The sequence below is a fragment of the Cupriavidus phytohabitans genome (assembly GCF_000426345.1).
Lineage (GTDB): Bacteria > Pseudomonadota > Gammaproteobacteria > Burkholderiales > Burkholderiaceae > Cupriavidus.
On the sequence record NZ_AUFE01000070.1, the window covers coordinates 1 to 21,977 of the forward strand.

The window sequence follows — 21,977 nt, forward strand, 5'->3', positions numbered from 1 at the left end:
GGCGCGGACTACTCGTTCGAATGCATCGGCAACACGCAGGTCATGCGCCAGGCGCTGGAGTGCTGCCACAAGGGCTGGGGCAAGTCGATCATCATCGGCGTGGCCGAGGCCGGCGCCGAGATCTCGACGCGCCCGTTCCAGCTGGTGACCGGCCGAGAGTGGAAGGGCTCGGCCTTCGGCGGCGCGCGCGGCCGCACCGATGTGCCGAAGATCGTCGACTGGTACATGGATGGCAAGCTCAACATCGACGACCTGATCACGCACACGCTGCCGCTGGAGCGCATCAACGAGGGCTTCGACCTGATGAAGCGCGGGGAGTCGATCCGATCCGTAGTGTTGTACTGAGGCGCGCGCCATGATGGAACTGATCTCGCAACACGGCTGTTATGGCGGCGTGCAGCGCTTCTACCGGCACCACGCACGGCAGCTGTAAGCCGGCCAGACAGGTTGGATCACATCATGCTACGCCGGTGACATCGTCAACACCGGTGCTGGCAAAGCGCTCGCGGTAAGCAGCGGGCGTGACATTCAGCCGCCGCTGGAATGTCTGCCTCAGCCTCGCCTCCGACCCGAAGCCGCTTTCCATGGCGATCCATTTCAGCGGCTGCTCACTGTCTTCGAGCAGCCGCCGGGCCGCATCCAGCCGTGTCTGCTCTACATAAGCCGAAGGCGCGTGCCCGGTCTCCTTCTGGAACACCCTGGAGAAATTCCGCTCACTCATCGCAAAGCGTGCCGCGAGCATCTTTACCGAAAGATCCGCCTTGGGAGAGCGATGGATGTAGTCCTGGATATCGCGAACCCTCGGATGGACCGTCATCTGGCTGAGCAGATGTTCGCTGAACTGCGACTGGCCTCCCGGCCGTTTCAGGTAGACGACGAGATCTCTTGCCACCGCCAGCGCGATATCGCGCCCCAGGTCCTCCTCTACCATGGCAAGGATCAGGTCGAACACGGCGGTCACGCCGGCCGACGTCCAGACATGCGCGTCGCGAATGAAGATGGCGTCTGCGTCCACCAGTATCCCGGGATACCGCTGCCGCATGAGTTCCGCCACGCTCCAGTGGGTGGCGGCGCGCCGGCCGCCAAGCAGGCCGGCTTCAGCGAGGAAAAAGCTCCCCGAGCAAAGCCCGACTATGGTTTTCATCCTGTCGGCAGACGTGCGGCACCAGTCCACGACGGCGCCACACGCCGCCAGGACATTGACGATATCGCGGGCCCCCACGATCACCACCACGTCGGCGGGCGGCAGGCCATCGAGCGACCGCGCTGCCTCGAGCGAAATCAGCGTATCGGACTGGATGGCGCCGGCCTGCGGTCCGACGATCCGCAGGTCGTATTTCGGTTCATAGCCGAGCTGCCGCAAACGGGTGTTGGCATAGTCGAAGACATTGATGGCGCCAACGGCTTCTATGGCCTTGAATCCGGGATAGATGACGATGTCTACAGTAGTTCTCATGCGGCACAGGCGTCGGGTACGGCGCGGTCGAATGTCTGACCGCATGCGTCAAACGCAGATTGTATCCAACCGTTCCGCCTCGCCAGCCGGGCGCAGGGCGTAAACGCCAACCCGCCAACCCGCCAGCCCCGACTCACGCGACGAATAATGCACAGGCCTCGACACGAAGCCGGCTCGGAAGACATAGGACGTCGGCCCGCGGCCGGGTGCCTGCTCAATCCAGTGCGCCCATATCCAACCAGCACACTCTCACACTCTCTCCTGTTCGACGTGCCCTGCCCGCCTTAAGATGAATTGTTGGCTGTCGCTGGCCCCATCCGGGGGATAAGCCCCATGCGCTGCGCAAGCTGCGGGTTCGAGAATCCGACAGGTGCCAAGTTCTGTGAGGAATGTGGCGCCAGGCAGGGTCGCGTCTGCCCGGCCTGCGGGCAAGAGGCGGCTGCGAGCGCCAAGTTCTGCAGCGAATGCGGCGCGCCCTTAAGTGCTCTCGCAAGCGCACCCTCGAGCGTGACGCCGCCTGCCGCGGCAACTGCGCCCAGCACCCCCATCGACTACACACCGCCCTATCTGGCCGAGCGCATCCGCTCGGCGCAGGCAGAGATGGAAGCCCGCGGCCAGGCGGACGGCGAGCGCAAGATGGTCACTGCGCTGTTTGCCGACATGGCAGGCTCGACCGCGCTGATCCATGATCTCGATCCCGAGGATGCCCGCCGCCTGATCGACCCGGTACTGGCGCTGATGATGGAGGCCGTGCACCACTATGAGGGCTTTGTGGCCAAGTCGATGGGCGATGGCATCCTGGCGCTGTTCGGCGCGCCGATCGCCAACGAAGACCATCCGCAGCGGGCCTTGCTGGCGGCGCTGCGCATGCAGGAAGCCATGCGCCATTACGCCGACGGCGTGCGCCTCGCCCAGGGCATTGCCCTGCAGATCCGGGTCGGCATCAACTCCGGCGAAGTCGTGGTGCGCACGATCCGCATCAAGGACCTGCACACCGACTACGACCCGGTGGGCAATTCGATCCATATTGCTTCGCGCATGGAGAGCATCGCCGTGCCCGGGTCGATCGTTGCGAGCGAACACACCCGCAACCTGACCGAAGGCTATTTCGCCTTCAAGGCGCTCGGCGCGACGCCGATCAAGGGCTTGCCCGAGCCGCTCGCGGTCTTCGAAGTCCTCGGCCTCGGGCCGCTGCGTACCCGCCTGCAGGTGTCGGCCAGCCGCGGGCTGGCACGCTTTGTCGGCCGCACCCGCGAGCTCGAAGCCTTGCAGGAAGCGCGCGCACGGGCACGGGCCGGGCACGGGCAGATCGTCGGCCTGGTGGGCGAACCGGGCGTGGGCAAGTCGCGGCTTTGCCACGAGTTCAAGCTGCTTGCGCCGCGCGATAGCCTGGTGCTCGAAACCTTCTCGGTCTCCCACGGCAAGGCCTATCCATACCTGCCGCTGATCGAGCTGCTGCGGAACTACTGCCAGATCACCGCGCAGGACGATGAGCGCCGGCGGCGCGAGAAGCTCACCGGCAAGCTGCTCACGCTGGATCGCGGGCTGGAAGACAGCCTGCCTTATCTTTGCCACCTGCTGGGCGCCGCCGAGCCGGGCTCGGCACTGGCGCAGATGGACACCCAGGTCCGGCAGCAACGCACCTTCGAAGCAATCAAGCGCCTGCTCGTGCGCGAAAGCCTGACCCAGCCGCTGGAGCTGATCATCGAAGACCTGCAGTGGCTCGACAGCGAAACCGAGGCCTTCCTGGGCTTCCTCGGCGAGAGCGTGCCGAGCGCCCGCATCCTGCTGCTGGTCAATTTCCGGCCGGAATACCGGCACGACTGGAGCCGCAAGAGCTATTACACCCAGCTGCGCCTCGATCCCCTGGGCGCGGCCGAGGCGCGGGAACTGCTGCGCGCCTTGCTCGGCGACGCCGCCGGGCTTGGCCGGCTCGAGCAACTGATCCTGGAGCAGACCGAAGGCAATCCCTTCTTCATCGAGGAAGTGGTGCAGGACCTGGTCGAAGGGCAGGTCCTGCGCGGCGAGCGCGGACACTACCGCCTCGAGCAGGTTCCGGGCAAGCTGCACATCCCTGCCACCGTGCAGGGGGTGCTCGCTGCCCGCATCGATCGCCTGCAGCCTGCCGAGAAAGCGCTGCTGCAGACCCTGGCGGTGATCGGCAAGGTATTTCCCTGGAGCCTGCTGGTGCGCGTCGTCGAACAACCGGAGGACAAGACGAAGACCCTGCTGGCGCGGCTGCAAGCCGGGGAGTTCATCTACGAGCAGCCGGCATTTCCGGAAGTGGAATACAGCTTCAAGCATGCACTGACGCAGGAGGTGACCTACGGCTCCCTGCTGAGCGAGCGGCGTCGGGCACTGCATGAACGCACCGCCCAGGCGGTCGAGGCGCTGTTCGGCGCCCAGCTCGAGGAGCACTGCAGCGAGCTGGCCTATCACTTCAGCCGCAGCGGCAATACGCCGAAGGCAGTGGAATACCTGCATCGTGCCGGGCGCCAGGCCGTGCAGCGCTCGGCTGACGCCGAGGCGGTCACCCACCTCACCATGGCGCTCAACTTGCTCGCCACGCTGCCGGATGGCCGGGAGCGCGCACGCGAGGAACTCGCTATCCAGCTTGCCCTCGGTCCGGCCTGGATGGCCGCCAAAGGCTTTGCTGCCCCGGAAGTGGGAGAAACCTACACGCGCGCGCTGGCACTGTGCCGGCAACTCGGCGAGACGGCCCAGTTGTTTACTGCCCTGATGGGACTGCGCACGTTCTATACGGTCCGTGCGGAACTCCGGACTGCGCGAGGGCTGGCGGACCAGCTGCTTGGGCTGGCGGAAGAAGCGCAGGAGCTTGCGTTGCAGGTCCAGGCGCGCCGGGCCCTGGGCGCCAATCTGTTCTATCTTGGCGAACTGGTTCCTGCCCGTGAGCGGCTGGAACAGGCCATGGCTCTCTATGACCCGGAGCTGCATCGCTCGCATGCCTATGTCTATGGCCTGGAACCCGGCGTGCAGGGGCTCGCGCTGCTGGCCATGGACCTGTGGCTGCTCGGCTATCCCGACCAGGCCTGCGTGCGGAGCCAGGAGGCGCTTGCCCTGGCCCGGACCCCATCCCATCCTTCCGACTCGGCGGATGCGCTGATCGCGGCCGCCGAGGTCCGCCTGTTCCGCGGCGAGATCCAGCCGGCCCACGAACTCGCCCAGGCGCTCGTCGCCCTCGCCACCGACCATGGCTTGCCGTACGGTCTGGCTTGCGGAACCATACTGACGGGCTGGGCGCTGGCAGCAGAGGGGCGCACGGTGGAGGGCATTGACCTCATCCGAAATGGCTTGAGCGCCTACCGCGCCACTGGCGCCGATCTGTTGCGAACGCATTTCCTGGCGCTATTGGCCGAGACCTGTGCCAGGGCGGGACAGCTCGACGCAGGCCTTGCCGCAGTGGACGAGGCGCTGGACGTCGCAGACCGGACTGACGAACGGATTCACGAGGCGGAACTGCATCGGCTCAAGGGAGAGCTGACGCTGCTGGCACCGGGCCGCCCCGAGGACGGAAGCCAGGGCGCCCGCGACGCCGAAGCCTGCTTCCTGCGTGCGCTCGCGATCGCCCGCGAGCAAGGGGCCCAGTCCCTGGCATTGCGCGCCGTGTTGTCCCTGGGCCGGCTGTGGCAACAGCAGGGCCGGCAGGCCGATGCCCAGCCCTTGCTGGCAAAATGCTATGGATGGTTCAGCGAAGGCTTCGATACAGCAGACCTGCGCGCGGCCAGGGCGCTGCTAGCCGAGCTCGGCTAGGGCCGCATCATTCGGCCCCGACCGTGGTGACCGCTATCCAGCGGCCATCCTTGACTTGGTAGAGCGTCGACGTCGGATTCTTCAGGTCGCCATTCGCATCGAAGGCAATCTTCCCGGTAATGCCCTCGTATTGCGTGGCCCGCAGGGCTGGCACGAAGTCGGCCGGCTTCGCGGAATTGGCCTGCCTCATCGCGTTGATCGCCACCCACGCGGCGTCGTAGGCAAAGGGGGAATAGGTCAGGATGTCTGTGCCAAAGCGCTTCCTGAACGTCTGCATGAAGGCCTTGCCTCGCGTCAGCGATTCGATCGGGCGCCCATATTCCCAGGCCATCGCGCCTTCCGCATCGCGACCCGCCACGTTGAGAAAAATGCTGTCGGCAATGCCACCGCTGCCGACGAACTGGGCGCGCATGCCCAGTTGCTTCATGCGCTTCACGATGAGCGCGGCCTGGTAGGTGCCACCGCCGAAGAACAGCAGATCGGCGTTCGCCCCCCGGATTGTCGTCAACTGTGCGTTGATGTCGATCGCCTTGTCGCTGGTGTATTCCGCTATCGCGATCTTGCCGCCGGCAGCCGTGACGGCCTGCGTGAATTCGTCCACCGCCCCGTGGCCGAACGCAGTCCGGTCATCCATCACGGCAATGCGCTGCGCCTTCATGACATTGACAGCGTGCCTGCCCGCCATGCCGGAGTTTTGCGTATCGGTCGCAATGATGCGGAAGACCGTCTTCAGGCCTTGATGCGTGATGTCCGGATTGGAGGCCGCGGGAAGGATCATCGGAATCCCTGCCTTGGCGAAGATCGGCGCGCACGGCAGGGCGACGCCCGAGTTGTAGTAGCCGACCACCGCGGCCACCTCGTCGTCGACCAGCTTCTGCGCGACCTGGACCCCGATCCGCGGGTCGCTTTGGTCATCTACCGCATCGATCTCGAAACGGACCTCCTGGCCGCCCAGCTTGATTCGCTGCGCATTGGCTTCCTCGACAGCCAGGCGAACTCCGTTCTGCATGTCCTTCCCGTTGGCGGCATTGATACCGGTCAGGGGACCGGACACTCCGATTTTGACAACTTGTTGTCCATAGGCCTGGCTGAAGACGCAGGTCAGCAACAAGGCGCTCAAGCTTGTCACGAGCAGCCGTCGGGAAAGATCGATCATGGGTTCAATGCCGGCGACACGGGGAATCGGGGGCGGCGCCATCCGTGCGCACCGTGACTCGGTGCTGCTGTCACTCCAGCAGGCCCGGCTCCCTCGCCCGCTTCGGCCGGATCAATTCATCGTCGGGGCGGCTGCCAGCAAAGTAAAACTGCGCGGGCCCCCATAGCAGGGAATAGCGCCTCGTCCCGTCCTTGCATCGAAGCCAGCAGCGGCCATTCCTGTCCCTGGCCACCGCCAGCAGCGTGACAACGAATTCGGGATTATCGAAACTTCGTACCTCGACATGCCCCTTGCCTTCCAGGTCCTCTGTCCAGAATCGCTCAACTTCCATGGCAAGGGAGTCATAGTCGGTCTCGTTCGGCATGGTCGCACTCCGTTCCTTCATCAGTGCGCGCCAGACCCAACCCCCAACCCCTTACACGGACGCGCCTCCTATTCATTCTAGGAGCCGTCGCCACGATACGTGATATGGCCTGCGATCCGCGAAAGGAGCGCGCACTTCGCGGCGACTGTCAGCCAACCCTCGGCCAGGAATGTCGTTGGCACGGCGATCCACCCTGAAACATGCCGCAAAAGGCACCCAGGTTTGCTTCCGATTCTGCCAAGAATCGCTTGCTCTTATGTAAGCCGGCCCCCCACTGCTCCTGCACCAGACTTCCGACACAACCTCTCAATGGAAGGTGCATCTGTGAACGCATACGACGTAGTGGTGATTGGCGCCGGTGTCATCGGCAGCTCGGTTAAGGCGTCTTTGCCGAGATTGCCAGTGTCATCCCGGCGGTCAGTGCCAGATTGCATCTCAACTAGTCATCCCGAACCGAAGATCTATGCCATCCATCGAATCGTCCGTCGACGAATTATGCGCAGATCGCGAAAACCGGCCCCCCCGGCCGTCTTACGCCAGCACGGCTTCCCCTGCCATCGCCTGTTGCCAGGTCGGCGGGCTGCCCATGCTGGCGGTCAGGTGGGTGCAGAAAGCCTTCACTTTCGCGCTGGCATGCTGGGTGGCGCGCAGCAGGTAGATGCCGCCGGGCGCCTGCGGCAGCAGGCCGTCAAGCGTCAGCTCCACCAGCCTGCCCGCGCCGATATCCGGCCCGACCGACCAGTCGGGCATCAGCGCAATGCCGAGGCCCTGCAGCACCGACAGCCGCCGCGCATCGCAGTCGTCACACTCGAGCGCAAACGTCGCCGCGGCGGCGTGCGCCGGGGTCAGCAGCTCACGCCAGCCGCGCATGCTGGTGCTATGGCCACGGTCGATCAGGCGGTGCCTGCCGATCTCGTCGGCATGCGCCGGACGCCCATGCAAGGCCAGATAGCCGGGCGTCGCGCAGATGATGTAGCGCTGGCTGGCGATGCAGCGGGCAACCAGCGAGCTGTCGGCCTGCTGGCCGACGCGGATCACGACATCGAACCGTTCGACCACGGGATCGACGATGCGCTCGGTCAGCGCCAGCTCCACCGTCAGCCGCGGATACTGGGCGTACAGCGCGCCGAGGTGCGGCACCACATGGCGCCGGCCGAACGCGGGCAGGCACGCGACCCGGATCAGCCCGCTCACGCCCTGCTCCAGCGCCGTCACGGCATCGCGCGTATCGCTCAGTTCATGCAGGATGCGCGTGGCGCGCGCGAACAGCAGTTCGCCGGCATCGGTGCGGACCAGCGCCCGGGTCGAGCGCGTGAACAGCGGCACCCCCAGTTCGCGCTCCAGCGTATCGATTTGCCGCGCCACCGAAGAGGCGACCAGGCCGCGCTGGCGGGCTACCGCCGAGAAGCTGCCTGACTGGGCGACTTCGACGAAGATGGACAGGTTTTCCGCGAATCGGCTGAACTCCATTTTTGCAATCTCCGCAAAGGCGTTGCGCAGGCGAGCCGGCTTCCCGCACGATGCGACCCAGTCTAACATCCAGTGACCGATCCCGGTGCGCTGGCTCTTAGCAAATAAAGCAAAAGTGGAGCATGCCGGGCCCCATCACTGAGAGGAGCAGACCCCGATGGAGACTACCGCAGCAACGACGATCCGGCGCTTCGCGCTGCCACGGCTGGCGGCAGCGGCGCTGATCACGGTGACGGCCGCGTCGATGTCCCCCGCCACTGCCCGCGCCGAAACCTGGCCGGCCAGGCCGGTCACGCTGATCGTGCCCTATGCCGCCGGCGGCACCGTGGACAAGGTGGCGCGGCAGATCCAGGAGGGCCTGCGCAAGCGCCTGGCGCAGCCGGTGATGATCGACAACCGCGCCGGCGCGGGCGGCACCATCGGCACCGCACAGATCGCGCGCAGCGCGCCGGACGGCTACACCATCGGCATGGTGTTCGATGGCTTCGCCACCGAGTCGCATATCTACCCGAAACTGCCATACGCCTCGCAGAAGGACCTGACCGGCGTCTCGTACATGGTCCGCTCGCCGATGGTGCTGGTCGTCCCCGCCAGCTCGCCGTACAAGACGCTGCAGGACTACGTCGCGGCGGCGAAGAAGCCGGATGCCGTGTCGTACGCGTCGGTCGGCGCCGGCAGTTCCAACCAGCTGGTGGCCGAACTGTTCCATGAGGCCGCGGGAACCAGCGGCACGCATACCCCGTACAAGGGCGGCGGCCCGGCCATCAACGACCTGCTGGGCGGCCATGTCGATTCGATGATCGCCAGCCTGCCGCTGGTGATGCCCTACGTGCAGGCCGGCAAGCTGCGCGCACTGGCCGTGACAGCCGGCCAGCGCGACGCGCGCCTGCCGGGCGTGCCGGCAGTGGCGGAGTCCTACAAGGGCTTCGAGGCCTATTCGTGGGTGGCGATGATCGCGCCGGCGCGCACGCCGCCCAACGTCCTCGGCAGGCTCGCCGTCGAAGTCAACGCTACGCTGCGCGATCCGGCCATCGGCAAGGTACTGAGCGACGGCGGCTTCGATGTCATCGCCGGCGACAGTGCCCAGGCCAACAAGCTGATACGGGAAGAATCCGTCCGCTGGGGCCGGCTGATCAAGTCGCGCCATATCGTCATTGAATAGGTGCCTGGCATCATGCGACCCTTTATCTACCAGACCCACCCGCAGCGTATCGTGTTCCGTGCCGGCGCGCTCGCGACGCTCGGCGCCGAAGCCGACACCCTGCACGCACGCAAGCTGCTGGTGCTCTGCACCCCCCAGCAACGCGACCTGGCCGAGCGCGCCGCCGAGGTGCTGGGCGCGCGCTGCGCCGGCATCTTCGATGGCGCGGTCATGCACGTGCCAGTGGAGCAGGCGCGGCTGGCGCGGTCCTGCGCGGCGGAGCTCGGCGCCGATGCCGTGGTGGCGATCGGCGGCGGCTCGACCATCGGGCTTGGCAAGGCCATCGCCCTCGAATCGGACTTGCCCATCGTTGCCGTCCCGACGACCTACGCCGGCTCGGAGATGACGCCGATCTTTGGCCTGACCGAAGGCGGCCTGAAGCGTACCGGGCGCGATGCACGCGTGCTCCCGCGGACGGTGGTCTACGATCCCGACCTGACCCTCGGCCTGCCGGTGGCGATGAGCGTGACCAGCGGCATCAATGCCATTGCCCACGCCGCCGAAGGGCTGTACGCGGGCGATCGGACGCCCGTCAGCGACTGGATGTGCCGGGAAGGCATCGCAGCGCTGGGACGTGCGCTTCCGGTGATCGCGGCAGCCGGTGGCGAGCGGGACAGCGCCGAACTGCGCGCGGCCAGGAGCGATGCGCTGTATGGCGCCTGGCTCTGCGGCGCCGTGCTGGGCAGCGCCACTGTTGGCCTGCATCATAAGCTGTGCCACACGCTTGGCGGCAGCTACAACCTGCCCCATGCCGAGACGCACACGATCGTGCTGCCCCACGCGCTGGCCTACAACGCGCCCGCGGCACCCCAGGCGATGGCGGCGATTGCCGCCGCGTTGGGCCGCCCTGACGCCACCGGCCCGCAGGCCGTGTTCGACCTGGCCGCTTCTTTGGGTGCTGCCGTGGCGCTGCGCGATATTGGCATGCGCGAGAAGGATCTCGACCGCGCCTGCGAACTGGCGCTGCAGGCGCAGTATCCGAACCCGCGGCCGCTGGCCCAGAAGGAAATCCGGCAGCTATTGGATGACGCATTCCACGGTCTGCGGCCGGGCTGAAATGCGCCCTTGCGCGCCCTACTCCAGCATCCCCCGAGGCGCCATTTGCGCACTTCCGCGTCAGCGCTTAGCGCCGCATTGATCTGCGTCAGACTCAAATCGTGCAGGGAAACTATTGTGTCACTGAGGGCCCCGCGAGTCCCGATATCGTATCGGACTCAACGGTCTGCTTGCCCAGCTTCCCTGGAGGGCGCCATGGCCACCCCAATCGTCACCTCGCTTCCGACCTCAGCTTCCGCCACGCTTTCCACCCCGGGCCCGACACCGCTTGCCGCCTGGCATAGCGACCATATCCATTTCGCCTCACTGCTCGACCTGCTGGAAAAGCAGGTCAGCAACTTCCATCAGGGCGAGCAGCCCGACTACGGCCTGATGGCCACGATCATCCAATACATGCGCAACTATGGCGATTGCGTGCACCACCCCCGCGAGGATGTCGCCTACGCCCTGCTGGTGGAACGGGATCCGGGCACGCGGATCATCATCAGCCGGCTACTGCAGGAACATCGCGTGATCGCCACGGTCGGCGCGGAATTGCTCGACCGCCTGCGTGAAGCCCAGAGCGAAGTTGTCACCTCGCGAGCGGCACTGGAAGCGGCCGCCGCCATGTACCTTGTGTACTACCGCAACCATCTGTCCACCGAGGAGAAACAGGTCATGCCGCGCGCCGCCCGGTTTCTGACGGAAGCGGACTGGGCGGAGGTTGCCGCCACCGATCCGGCCAGTGCCGATCCGCTATTCGGCGCCAAAGTGGAGAAGCGCTTCGCGAGCTTGCGCGATCAGATCGACAGTGAAGCCAACGCGTCCATGCACTGAACGTCGATCGCTTCGCTGTCATCGTCGATCAGGCAGCAAAGCTTTCTGCATGGAAGTGAAGATGGCCAGCCAGGACACGATTGTCATCGCATGCCCATCCGTCCGCTATGCGTTTTGAAGATACCAGATGTTGGAATTCTTGAATTTACGATGGCGCGGGCGCTTCCTACACTCCTCCGGACAAAAGAAGCATCCGGAGACAGACATCGTGAATGCCACACTGCCCGCCAAGCTGCGCGACGCGCTGGCCGACGCCAGCCTGGACGACAAGTACACCATCGAGAAAGGCCGCGTCCGCCAGAGCGGCACCCCGGCGCTGGTTCACCTGCCCATGCTGCAGAAGGCGCGCGAGCGCGTCGCCAGCTCTCCATGGTGGATAGGCTCGCGCCGTCCCTGAGCGCCGACCAACTGGACACCGCCGTCGCGCTGGCTTCACTGCCGGACGATATTCGCCGTTTCGTCCACGTGACGGACATAAATACGCATAATGAAGCACATTATCGGACGGCGTTGCGGGCCCAATATCGGTGTGGCGCGCAAAGGGCCGCAGCCTGAATCGGCAAGCTGCAGGCTAGGATCGAACGCGTCCGGCTTGTCGGTCGGGCGCGCGACGGCGCGTTGCTTTTTGGCGAATAGCTCTCCACCCTTGTAAGGCACCCGCCCCGGTGACACTATCGCGGCGGCCAGGCCATATGGCCCAACATCCTCGGAACACGGAAAAATGAGCACGGAAAATCAGTTGCAGTTCGTCGTAGAGCCTCACCCCGGCCCCACCCCCGCCGATGAGATCGCTGCCAAGTTGGAGAACCCGGCCTTCGGACGGGTTTTCACCGATCACATGGTCACGATCCGTTGGACCGACGGCCGCGGCTGGCATGACGCCAGGGTCGAAGCACGCCGTCCTTTCCAGATCGATCCCGCCTGCGCAGTGCTGCACTACGCGCAGGAAATCTTCGAGGGCATGAAGGCATACCGTGGCGAGGACGGCAAGATCTCGCTGTTCCGACCAGAGGAGAACGCAAGGCGTTTTCGCGCCTCCGCTGCCCGCATGTCGATGGCCGAGCTGCCCGAGGCCACGTTCCTGCAAGCCGTGGAAGCGCTAGTCGATATTGACCGTGCCTGGATTCCAGGTAGCGAGGGTAGCCTCTACCTGCGCCCATTCATGTTCGCCTCGGAGAGTTTTCTCGGCGTGCGCGCGGCGGCCGAATATATATTTTGCGTGATCGCCTGCCCGGTCGGCCCGTATTTCAAGGCCGGCAAGTCGGCGGTGACCGTTTGGGTGTCGGATCAATACACCCGCGCGGCCCCTGGCGGCACCGGCGCGGCCAAGTGCGGCGGCAACTACGCGGCCAGCCTGATCGCGCAGACCGAGGCCTCGGCCAAGGGCTGCGACCAGGTGGTATTCCTTGACGCCGCGGAGCACCGCTGGATCGAGGAGCTCGGGGGCATGAACGTGTTTTTCGTGATGGATGACGGCTCTCTGCGCACGCCCCCATTAACAGGGACAATCCTGCCGGGCATTACACGCGCTTCGATCATCGAACTGGCCGGGCACGAGGGTATTCCGGTTAACGAAACACCTTACGACTTCGAGACGTGGCGCGCAGATGCAGCCAGTGGCCGGGTCAAGGAAACCTTCGCCTGCGGCACGGCCGCGGTCGTCACCGCCATCGGGCAGGTGCGTCATGCTGGTGGGGAGTTCACGATCGGCAATGGTGGGGAAGGCGAAGTCACACAACGCCTCCGCTCGTTGCTGACCGGCATCCAGCGCGGCAAGATCGCCGATCCGTTCGGATGGGTTCATCACCTCGATTGAGACCGGCGTGTCTGACATCAGCGGCGTGCTAGGAATCGGAGGGCAATGCGCGCCGCGTTGATTCGGTTCGGCGTCCCCGCCCGCCTGGGCGGTCCGGGTGGTTCCAACAAATACCGGAGCCGGTGCGCGACCTGCGTGCCGGCAAGCCGTGCCGTCGACCCCGGCAGCACGCTGCCCGGATGCGCTCTCGTCACAAAGTGCGGAAGACCCGGCAATTTGCCATGGCCTGGCCCCCAACACGCATGCCAACCGCGCTCGGCCAAGAATTTTTCCGGTTCAGGGCCGATTATTGTGGCTTTTGAAACCGATCATTGCGAACGTAAGGGTTTACCGCCCCAAGGGAAATCCCTAATATGGCACTCATCGAATGCCGCGGTGCAACAAGCACTAATCCCAAGGGAATGGCATTCACCAGTTTGAAGAAAGAGTGAGCCATGAATACCAATCGCCGTGCCCTAGTCGCTGTCGCCGCACTTGCTGCCACCCTGGCGGCCGCTCCTGTGTTTGCCAAGAGTGGCAAATTCGATACTTACACGGACGGCGCGCGGTCTGGAAAGTACGATGTCTACACTGACGGCGCAAAAAGCGGCAAATTCGACACTTATACGGACGGCGCCAGGTACTACATTGCCTCGGACCGCGCCCCCCTGTAAGGGCTGAAAATCCCGGCCGGGGACACCTCCCCAAACCCGGTTCCGCTCTCCAGAACCCCACACTTTCCCAGAGTGTGGGGATTTTACTTTTTGGGAACCAGAACGTTCAGACCCCGGACTCAGAGGCGGTTCCGGCTCTGGAGCAGCATCCGCATCCGTCCGATCCGGCATAATGCCCGGCACACCATGGCGCTATGGGACTGAATTGGGTAATGCAAATGAAGCCGGACATCGCTCGCGTAGAGACTTCACAAAGCACGGACGGGGGCGACGACTGCCCTTTGCGGTGGTTCGACGCGGATCTGGGTGCATTCGAATCGCTCGAGCGATTGATCGCCGAGCATCCAGCGGATTTCTTTGCGGGCGAGAGTTTTGATCCGATTGGCGCGTGCGCCACACGCGCGGCGGTGTTCGCGTCGGTTGAGCTGCCCGAGACTCCGACATCGCCGCAAGCGCATGCCGATCATCTGCTCAACGACGTGTTCCGGCACGTGATGCCGGTGGCATCGCCAACGTTCGTCGGACACATGACGTCGTCACTGCCGTCGTTCATGCCTGCGCTGGCCAAGGTGGTGGCAGCGCTGAACCAGAACGTCGTGAAGCTCGAAACGTCGGGGGCGCTGACGGGGCTCGAGCGCCAGGTCATCGGCATGCTGCACAAGCTGGTGTTTGCCCAGGACAGCGCCTTCTACGCGAGATGGCTGCACGATGCCGACCATGCGCTCGGCGCGTTCTGTTCGGGCGGCACGGTCGCCAACCTGACCGCGCTATGGGCGAGCCGCAACAACCTGCTGGGCGCGCGTGATGGTTTCGCCGGCATCCATCGCGCCGGACTGGCGGCTGCGCTGCGCCATTACGGCCATGATGGCCTCGCGATCGTGGTCTCGGAGCGCGGACACTACTCGTTGGGCAAGGCAGCGGATGTCCTTGGCATCGGCCGCGACAATCTGGTGCCGGTCGGGGTCGACGCAGATGGTCGCATGCGCATTGACCTGCTGCGCGACACCATGCGTGATTTGCAGCAGCGCAACATCCGGCCGATGGCGATCGTCGGCATAGCGGGGACGACGGAGACGGGCGCGGTCGATCCGCTCGACGCGATTGCGGATGTTGCCGAAGAGGCCGGCTGCCATTTCCACGTGGATGCCGCATGGGGCGGCGCAACGCTGCTGTCGGAGCGCGAGCGCTGGCGCTTCGCGGGCATCGAGCGTGCCGATTCCGTCGTCATCGATGCGCACAAGCAGTTCTACGTGCCGATGGGTGCCGGCATGGTGCTGTTCCGGAGCCCGGCGTGGACGCGGGAAATCATCCAGCATGCGAACTACATCGTGCGCAAGGGCTCGGTGGACCTGGGGCGCCATACGCTCGAAGGATCGCGCGGCGCGGCGGCAGTCATGCTCTATGCGAACCTGCACCTGCTCGGCCGCAAGGGGTTGGCGCAGTTGATCGATCGCAGCATCGATAACGCCAACTACTTTGCTTCCCTGATTGCGCAGCAGCCGGATTTCGAGCTCGACAGCCATCCGCAGCTCTGCATCCTGACCTATCGCCATGTGCCCGAGACCGTCCGTGCCGCGCTGGCCACGGCGTCGGCGGACCGGCGCGAGAAGATCCTGGACGCGCTGGATGCGCTGACCATCAGCATCCAGGAAATGCAGCGTGATGCCGGCCGCTCGTTCATATCGCGCACGCAATTGACGTCGTCACAATGGGATGGGCGCCCGATTGCCGTTTTCCGCGTGGTGCTGGCCAACCCGGATACGACGCATGCCATGCTGCAGGAGATCCTGGACGAACATCGCACATGGGCGGCGGCAAGCCCGTGCATGGCGCCGCTGATGGCGCTGGTGGAAGCGCCGGACGTCGCGTGAGGCATTTGCGGCTGGCTCTCGAATTGGCCCCGGCATAGAGAGTCAGAACTTTCACGAACGTGAAATGGTTCCCGCGTAGAAGCGCCCGGTCGAGTGGAAATAAGAATACTTCTCATTTATGATGCGAAGCTTTCTTTCCTTCCGCCCTGGGCCGTCATGCTTGTCCGCCGTCTTGCCATACCCGCCGCCGTCAGTACCCTGCTCCTGCCTCCCGTTGTCTCCCACGCCACCGAAGATCTGACCACGCTGCCATCCGTGACGGTCAGCGCCGCCGGCGACGGGCAAACCGACGTCGGCTTTGCCACGCGGCGGCCGGCCGACGTGACCAAGTCGGGTCAATCAGCGGCAGACGCCGCGCAATCGATCACCGTCATTACGCGCGATCTGCTCGACAGCCAGCAGGCGCAGAACCTCAGCGATGCGCTGCAGAATTCCGCCGGCGTGGTCACCAACGTCTATGGCAGGCGCGGCTGGGACGACTTCATCATCCGCGGCCAGCGTGCATCGGAATCGATTTTTGCCGACGGCTTGCTCGTCGACAGCAACAACCGCGTGGCGCAGGAGCTGTTCGGCGTGGAACGCGTGGAAGTCCTCAAGGGACCCGGCTCGATCCTGTTCGGCGCGGTACAGCCGGGCGGCCTGGTCAACATGGTCAGCAAGCGCCCGCGTGCCGAATTGTTCGGCGAAGCGGGCCTGACTGTCGGCAACTACGGCTTCCGGCAGATGACTGTCGACGTGGGAACGCCACTGGCCAGCGATAGCAAGGCTGCGTTCCGCCTGAACGCGCTGATGATGAACAGCGACGATCCCACCGACCATGTCTGGTATCGCAACCGCTGGATCGCGCCGTCGCTGACGCTGGACCTTGGCAGTCGCACGGACTTCACGATCCTGGCAAGCCACAACCAGCGCAACTATGTGCGCCAGCAAGGCCTGCCCGTGAATGGCACGCTGGTGCCGAACCGCAATGGCGTGGTGCCGGCCAACCGCTTCATCGGCGAGCCGGATGCGCCCTCTTATGACGGCGAGCAGAACCGCATCGGTTACGCGCTGGCGCACCGGTTCGACTCCGGCTGGACGTTGAACCAGAACCTGCGCTACCAGACGTCGTCGCTGAACGGCACGCTGGTGTCGGCCGGCACGATGGCCGTCAACAGCCAGTCGATGAACCGCAGTGGCACGCAGCAGAGCTTCTCGGGAAATTCGTTCGGTGTTGACACCAACATGCAGCGGACCTTCGCGTTCACGGGGCACGCCCACAGCGTGACCTTCGGCATCGACTACCGTCATACGAAGGAAGACCGCCTGCAGAAGACGTGTCGCGTGGCCGCGCTGAACGTCTACAACCCGGTCTATGGCGCGAGCATCAACTGTCCGTCCGCCTATAGCGTGGATGCGACCGATACGCTGGACGCCGTCGGCCTCTATCTGCGCGACCAGATCCGTATTGCCGAGCGCTGGACCATGACTGGCGGCGTGCGCTACGAATCCGCGCGGACGGGCACGACGGACCGGCTGGCGTCGTCGCGTACCGTGAACGACAACAACGCCGTCACTGGCAGCGCGGGCGTGATGTACGACCTGACGCACTGGGCGCGACCGTACGCAAGCTTCGCCACGTCGTTCCTGCCCAACGCCGGTACCGACGTCAGCGGCGCCACCTTCAAGCCAGAGAAGGGCCGCCAGTACGAAGTGGGCGTCAAGTTCGACATGCCTGGCAAGACCGGCCTCCTGACGCTGGCCGCGTTCGACCTGACACGCACCAATGTGCTCAGCAGCGACCCGGTCAACCCTGGCTTCAGCACGGCCGTGGGCGAACAGCGATCGCGCGGACTGGAAGCGGAACTGACACAGGATCTTGGCAATGGCTTCAGCGTGTCGCTGGCCTATGCCTACATCGCAAGCGAAGTCACGCAGGACACCACGGCCGCGAACGTCGGCAAGCCGCTGAACAGCGTGCCCCGGCACAGCTTCTCGACGTGGGGCCAGTACCGCTTCCGTGGCGCGCTGGCCGGCTGGTACGTCGGTGCCGGCCTGCGCGGCGAGAGCGCCAAGCGCGGCTACAGCTTCAACTACACCGTGCCGGGCTACACCGTGGCCGATCTTGCCGTCGGCTACGTGGCATCGCACTGGCGCGCGGCTTTCAACGTCAAGAACGTGTTCGACAAGATGTACTACGCAGGCGGCATGAACAATAACGTGTTGCCCGTGGGCAATCCGCGGGTAGCCATGCTGAACGTGACGATGAACTATTGATGCCGCGTCGGCGGGCAAGGCGCCGGACAGCCACGTTGAAGCCAGCCAGGCCAACGGCGGGGACTGCCCACGGCAGCGCCATGAATGCCCCCACCCTGCCCGGCGGAGACATCCCCGCGGTCGCCCACGACTTGTCCAGGGTTTCTCCGGGCCAATGACGGCACGAGCGCCACCGCGCGGTCCCGCCGCGCATGCCCATGGGGCGTTGCGCGATCCCGCCGCGCGCCCCATGCAGGACGGATGTCAGCCCCCCTGACCTTCAGTCCGGCTTGCGCAGGAACCCCTGGTTTCCACCGTTACGGTTTGGCGCGAAGCCATTGGCCTGAAGCGTCTCTTCCGCCGTGTCGTAGAACACGCCGATCTTGCAGATCTCGCGTGCCTGCTTCGCTGTCGCGATGGGGCGACCGAATTCGCCGGCGATACGCACCAATTGCCTGATCTGCTCCACCGAGCTCATCTTGCCCGTGCGGGTCTGATTCCACAGCACATCCTCGATGCCGCAGCGCACATGCAGGCCCAATGCCATGCCGATCATATTGATGGGCAGCACATTGAGCACCGAGCTTTCCACCGTGACCACGGCACCGTCGGGCACGGCACGCAGCATGTTGGCCAGGTTGTAGATGTTCGCCTGATCCATGCCGCCGCTGATAGCCATCCAGTTCATCACTAGCGGCCCCTTGTAAACGCCGCGGCGAATCAGGCGTTCAATCGTTTCGAAGCTGTTGATGTTGTAGACCTGGAACTCGCTTTGAATTCCAGCAGCCGTCAGACGCCGGATATGCTCCTCGATAAAGCTCGGATTCGAGGGCACGATCATGTCCTTGTAGGTCCCGTAGAGGTGCGGGAACCCGCGCGACACTCCCTTGAAGTCATCGATGCCGGCGTGCTCTGTCACGTTCATCTGCGTGGTGTTGACGGTCACCGTCACCTGGTCGGGCTTCGGATCGAGTTCAGCCAGCATGTGTCGCGTGTCGTCGGACAGCCATTTGGCCGCCGCGCCGTCGCTCTCGGGAGCAAAGCTGATGGAGCCGCCCACCTGGATGATCATCTCCGGCACGCGGGCGCGTACCCCGGCGATCAGTTCATTGAACATGGACAAGCGCTTGCTGCCTTTGCCGTCGGCTTCGCGCACATGCAGATGCAGCACGGTGGCGCCGGCTTCGTAGCAATCCACCGCTTTCTGGATTTGCTCCTCCATGGTGATAGGAATATCTTCCGGAAAATCGGAAGGAATCCAGCCCGGCGCATAGGGAGCGGCCGTGATGATCAGAGGCTGCTGGTTCTCGGGATACAGGTGGCCGTCAAGGAAGTTCATGTTGAATCTCTACGTGGAAGGCGGCTATTGAGAAGTGCGTGCGCTACTGAGAAGTGCATGCAAGTCTCCTCAAGGCAATTCATGTCGAAGTGTCGGGACTTCGAGTAAATCATCCTGTCCCGTGCCACTTTCCGCTTTACGCTGGATGTCGGGCACTTATCCATTTATGACAAATACGCGGCGCAGTCGCCCGGACGAGATTGAGGAACCTGAGCATGGCCGTGCCATGAAATGGCAAATGCTTGTCGCCTCCCGTCAAGCGGAAGAAGCCCGCAACATCCAAACTCACAAGGGTTGATCGGCCTGATCGACCACTGGAGATCACAATCATGAATCACTCCCCAACGGCGGCGCCCGCAGTGCTGCGCGCCACCTCTCTGAGCAGTTCGATCCGCGTCGAGCCGATGACTTGCACGATCGGCGCAGAGCTCAGCAACGTCAATCTGGGTGTGGCTGCCGAGGACGACGAGCAGATGGCCGAAATCCGGTCGCTGCTGCTCAAGCATCGTGTGCTGTTCTTCCGCGACCAGGACATCACGCGCGCGCAGCACGTTGCATTTGCGAGCCGCTTCGGCCAGCTTGAAGACCATCCGGTGGTGGGCAGCCATCCGGATCACCCGGGACTGGTGCAAATCTACAAGACCCCGGACAGTTCGCCGGATCGCAACGAGAATTCCTGGCATACCGATGCCACCTGGCGCGAGAAGCCTCCGCTAGCCTGCGTGCTGCGCTGCATTGAATGCCCGCCTGTGGGCGGCGACACGATGTGGGTCAACATGGTCGAGGCTTATAGCCAGTTGCCCGAGGAGATCAAGACGAAGATCGCCTCATTGCGCGCGCGCCATAGCATCGAGTCGAGCTTCGGGGCTGCGATGCCGATCGAAAAGCGACTTGCGCTGAAGGCTCAGTACCCCGACGCCGAGCATCCGGTTGTGCGCACGCATCCGGAAACCGGAGAGAAAGTACTGTTCGTCAACGGAAGCTTTACCACGCACTTCACCAATTACAACGTGCCGGCTAACGTGCGCTTCGGACTGGACAAGGCGCCGGGCGCCAGCAATTTGCTTAACTATCTGGTCAGCCAGGCCAGCATTCCCGAGTACCAGGTGCGTTTCCGCTGGAAGAAAAACAGCGTCGCATTCTGGGACAACCGTTCGACCCAGCACTATGCAGTGATGGACTACCCCCCGTGCCACCGAAAGATGGAGCGAACCGCCATCATGGGTGACGCGCCATATTGAAAGCCTGACATGCACTCTATGACACCAACCGTTCTCATCGTCCCCGGCCTGCGTGACCATGTGCCGGAACACTGGCAGACCCTGTTGGCAGCAAAGCTGCCTCGCGTGGTCTCCGTCGCCCCACTTGAACAAGACAAGCTGAGCTGCACTGCCCGGGTCGATGCGATCGAGCGTGCCCTGGCTACTATCGAAGGGCCGGTCATCATCGTGGCGCATAGCGCAGGCGCGATGATGGTCGCCCATTGGGCGGCGCGAGGCACTGAACGCGAGATCCTTGGCGCACTGCTTGCGGCACCCGCGGACCTCGAGACGCCTATGCCGGCAGGCTACCCGGCGATCGACACACTGCGCGATCATGGCTGGCTGCCGATCCCTCGCGCCACCTTGCCGTTTCCGAGCATCGTTGCGGCAAGCAGCAATGATCCGCTGACTCGTCTCGATCGCGCCCGTGAACTGGCGCAGGCGTGGGGAAGCCGCTTCGTCGAACTCGGCGAAGTCGGGCATCTGAATCCGGCTTCCGGCTATGGTGAATGGCCGCAGGCGGAAGCGCTTATTCGCGAGCTCTCCTGAACGAAGCCGGGAGTAAAGGACAGGACCTGCCCCTCCCCCGATGAGAACTCGCCGGATCGGCCGTTCCGCATGCGCGGACCGATGCTTGTGCCAAGCACGCCGGAGCAGCCGTGGCGAGTTCCCTCACCGCATCTTCCAATTATTCCGGCTGGTAGTTGATCGACTTCAGCAGCGCGGCCTGTTGCTGGTATGCGTGCTTCAGGTCCGTCATCATCTCCTCCGAGGTGGAGGGATCGCCCTGCTCCATGCCCATGTCCCTGATGCGACTCTGCACGGCGGGCTGCTTGAAATATGCCAGCGTGGCCTCGCGGATCTTTTGCTGGACCGCCGGGTCGACATCCGGGCGGGACCAGACAGCGAACCAGCCTGCCTGCGCCAGCTGCGGGTAGCCAAGCTCCTTGAACGTCGGAACATCCGCCAATCCCGCAATCCGGGTCGGATAGGCCACCGCAATCGCCTTGATCTTCCCCGCCTTGATCAGCGGCAACGAGGTAGCCACCCCATCGAACATCAGCGGCACATGTCCACCCATCAGGTCGTTCAATGCGGGAGGAGAGCCCTTGTAGCCTACGTGCCGCATTGGCACATGGGTGAGTTGTCCGAGCAGTATGCCCGAGGTGTGGCCCTTTAATCGTAAGCGACCGAGAAACAGCGTCCTAGTTTTATAGGGTGAGTCTTGGCAGGCTTGCGTCCGCAAACACTTTGCGGACGCAAACCATGATCACTGACGATGTTGATGTTGACTGCTTTCCACTGCGAGTAGTGCGTGTCCGGCGCAATGGGAAACGCGATTACGATCCGGTTGCCAAGCGGCGTTTGATTGAGCTGTGTGTTCGGCCTGGCGCATCAGTGGCAGGCATGGCGCTCAAGGCTCAAGTCAATGCCAATCAACTGCGCAAATGGATTCGGCTGGATCGCGAATCGAAGGCGGTAGAACACGGTTCGCTGGCGGCGTTCGTGCC

Annotated in this window: 18 protein-coding genes and 1 pseudogene; 13 read left to right on the forward strand and 6 right to left on the reverse strand. The window is 64.2% G+C overall.

The features are described 5' to 3' along the window. Positions 1–345: zinc-binding dehydrogenase (locus K309_RS0129065; protein WP_029049545.1), on the forward strand; the 345-nt coding region annotated here is incomplete at its 5' end. A gap of 112 nt (positions 346–457) precedes the next feature. On the opposite strand, the gene K309_RS0129070 is transcribed toward K309_RS0129065, so the two are convergent. Beyond that, the gene (locus K309_RS0129070) at positions 458–1,501 is read right to left on the reverse strand and encodes a GlxA family transcriptional regulator (RefSeq protein WP_051320674.1); all 1,044 of its coding nucleotides are present in this window, start codon (positions 1,499–1,501) and stop codon (positions 458–460) included. A 288-nt stretch (positions 1,502–1,789) separates the two neighbouring features. Between K309_RS0129070 and K309_RS0129075 the strand changes: the two genes are divergently transcribed. After that, positions 1,790–5,227, forward strand: coding sequence for an adenylate/guanylate cyclase domain-containing protein (locus K309_RS0129075; RefSeq protein ID WP_029049634.1), 3,438 nt, complete (start codon positions 1,790–1,792; stop codon positions 5,225–5,227). A gap of 7 nt (positions 5,228–5,234) precedes the next feature. Here K309_RS0129075 and K309_RS0129080 read toward each other — a convergent pair whose 3' ends face one another. The 3 genes from K309_RS0129080 to K309_RS0129090 form a co-directional block, all read right to left on the reverse strand. Next, on the reverse strand, positions 5,235–6,383 hold the full coding sequence (locus K309_RS0129080; protein WP_029049635.1) for a branched-chain amino acid ABC transporter substrate-binding protein: 1,149 nt from the start codon (positions 6,381–6,383) through the stop codon (positions 5,235–5,237). 70 nt (positions 6,384–6,453) lie between these two features. Further along, the gene (locus K309_RS0129085; protein WP_156914477.1) at positions 6,454–6,747 is read right to left on the reverse strand and encodes a hypothetical protein; all 294 of its coding nucleotides are present in this window, start codon (positions 6,745–6,747) and stop codon (positions 6,454–6,456) included. A gap of 531 nt (positions 6,748–7,278) precedes the next feature. Beyond that, positions 7,279–8,217, reverse strand: a complete 939-nt coding sequence (locus tag K309_RS0129090) for a LysR family transcriptional regulator (protein WP_029049637.1) — start codon at positions 8,215–8,217, stop codon at positions 7,279–7,281. A gap of 157 nt (positions 8,218–8,374) precedes the next feature. Between K309_RS0129090 and K309_RS0129095 the strand changes: the two genes are divergently transcribed. The 8 genes from K309_RS0129095 to K309_RS0129130 all read left to right on the forward strand — a co-directional run bounded on the left by K309_RS0129095 (position 8,375) and on the right by K309_RS0129130 (position 17,886). After that, on the forward strand, positions 8,375–9,379 hold the full coding sequence (locus K309_RS0129095) for a tripartite tricarboxylate transporter substrate binding protein (RefSeq protein ID WP_029049638.1): 1,005 nt from the start codon (positions 8,375–8,377) through the stop codon (positions 9,377–9,379). 12 nt (positions 9,380–9,391) lie between these two features. Beyond that, positions 9,392–10,474, forward strand: a complete 1,083-nt coding sequence (locus K309_RS0129100; RefSeq protein WP_029049639.1) for a maleylacetate reductase — start codon at positions 9,392–9,394, stop codon at positions 10,472–10,474. A gap of 195 nt (positions 10,475–10,669) precedes the next feature. Beyond that, a complete protein-coding gene (locus tag K309_RS0129105) occupies positions 10,670–11,290 on the forward strand; it encodes a hemerythrin domain-containing protein (protein WP_029049640.1) in 621 nt (206 codons plus the stop codon). Positions 11,291–11,498: 208 nt separating this feature from the next. Further along, the gene (locus K309_RS0129110; RefSeq protein ID WP_029049641.1) at positions 11,499–11,687 is read left to right on the forward strand and encodes a hypothetical protein; all 189 of its coding nucleotides are present in this window, start codon (positions 11,499–11,501) and stop codon (positions 11,685–11,687) included. 324 nt (positions 11,688–12,011) lie between these two features. Next, positions 12,012–13,106: a branched-chain amino acid aminotransferase gene (locus tag K309_RS0129115; RefSeq protein WP_029049642.1), complete on the forward strand. Its 1,095-nt coding sequence runs from the start codon at positions 12,012–12,014 to the stop codon at positions 13,104–13,106. 434 nt (positions 13,107–13,540) lie between these two features. After that, positions 13,541–13,759: a hypothetical protein gene (locus tag K309_RS0129120; protein WP_029049643.1), complete on the forward strand. Its 219-nt coding sequence runs from the start codon at positions 13,541–13,543 to the stop codon at positions 13,757–13,759. Positions 13,760–13,977: 218 nt separating this feature from the next. Then, on the forward strand, positions 13,978–15,630 hold the full coding sequence (panP, locus tag K309_RS0129125; protein ID WP_029049644.1) for a pyridoxal-dependent aspartate 1-decarboxylase PanP: 1,653 nt from the start codon (positions 13,978–13,980) through the stop codon (positions 15,628–15,630). 156 nt (positions 15,631–15,786) lie between these two features. Beyond that, on the forward strand, positions 15,787–17,886 hold the full coding sequence (locus K309_RS0129130; RefSeq protein WP_029049645.1) for a TonB-dependent siderophore receptor: 2,100 nt from the start codon (positions 15,787–15,789) through the stop codon (positions 17,884–17,886). Between the two features lie 259 nt (positions 17,887–18,145). Here K309_RS0129130 and K309_RS0129135 read toward each other — a convergent pair whose 3' ends face one another. After that, positions 18,146–19,204: a beta-keto acid cleavage family enzyme gene (locus K309_RS0129135; protein ID WP_029049646.1), complete on the reverse strand. Its 1,059-nt coding sequence runs from the start codon at positions 19,202–19,204 to the stop codon at positions 18,146–18,148. A 329-nt stretch (positions 19,205–19,533) separates the two neighbouring features. Between K309_RS0129135 and K309_RS0129140 the strand changes: the two genes are divergently transcribed. Both K309_RS0129140 and K309_RS0129145 read left to right on the forward strand, forming a co-directional pair. Further along, the gene (locus K309_RS0129140; protein WP_051320675.1) at positions 19,534–20,445 is read left to right on the forward strand and encodes a TauD/TfdA dioxygenase family protein; all 912 of its coding nucleotides are present in this window, start codon (positions 19,534–19,536) and stop codon (positions 20,443–20,445) included. Positions 20,446–20,454: 9 nt separating this feature from the next. Then, on the forward strand, positions 20,455–21,015 hold the full coding sequence (locus tag K309_RS0129145) for an RBBP9/YdeN family alpha/beta hydrolase (protein ID WP_029049648.1): 561 nt from the start codon (positions 20,455–20,457) through the stop codon (positions 21,013–21,015). 139 nt (positions 21,016–21,154) lie between these two features. Here the strand turns inward: K309_RS0129145 and K309_RS37805 are convergent. Beyond that, positions 21,155–21,646: pseudogene (locus tag K309_RS37805) on the reverse strand (Bug family tripartite tricarboxylate transporter substrate binding protein); the annotation flags it as partial. Positions 21,647–21,732: 86 nt separating this feature from the next. On the opposite strand from K309_RS37805, the gene K309_RS37810 reads away from it, so the two are divergent. Continuing rightward, positions 21,733–21,977 (forward strand): transposase (locus K309_RS37810; RefSeq protein ID WP_035878562.1); only part of this gene is annotated, 245 nt, incomplete at its 3' end.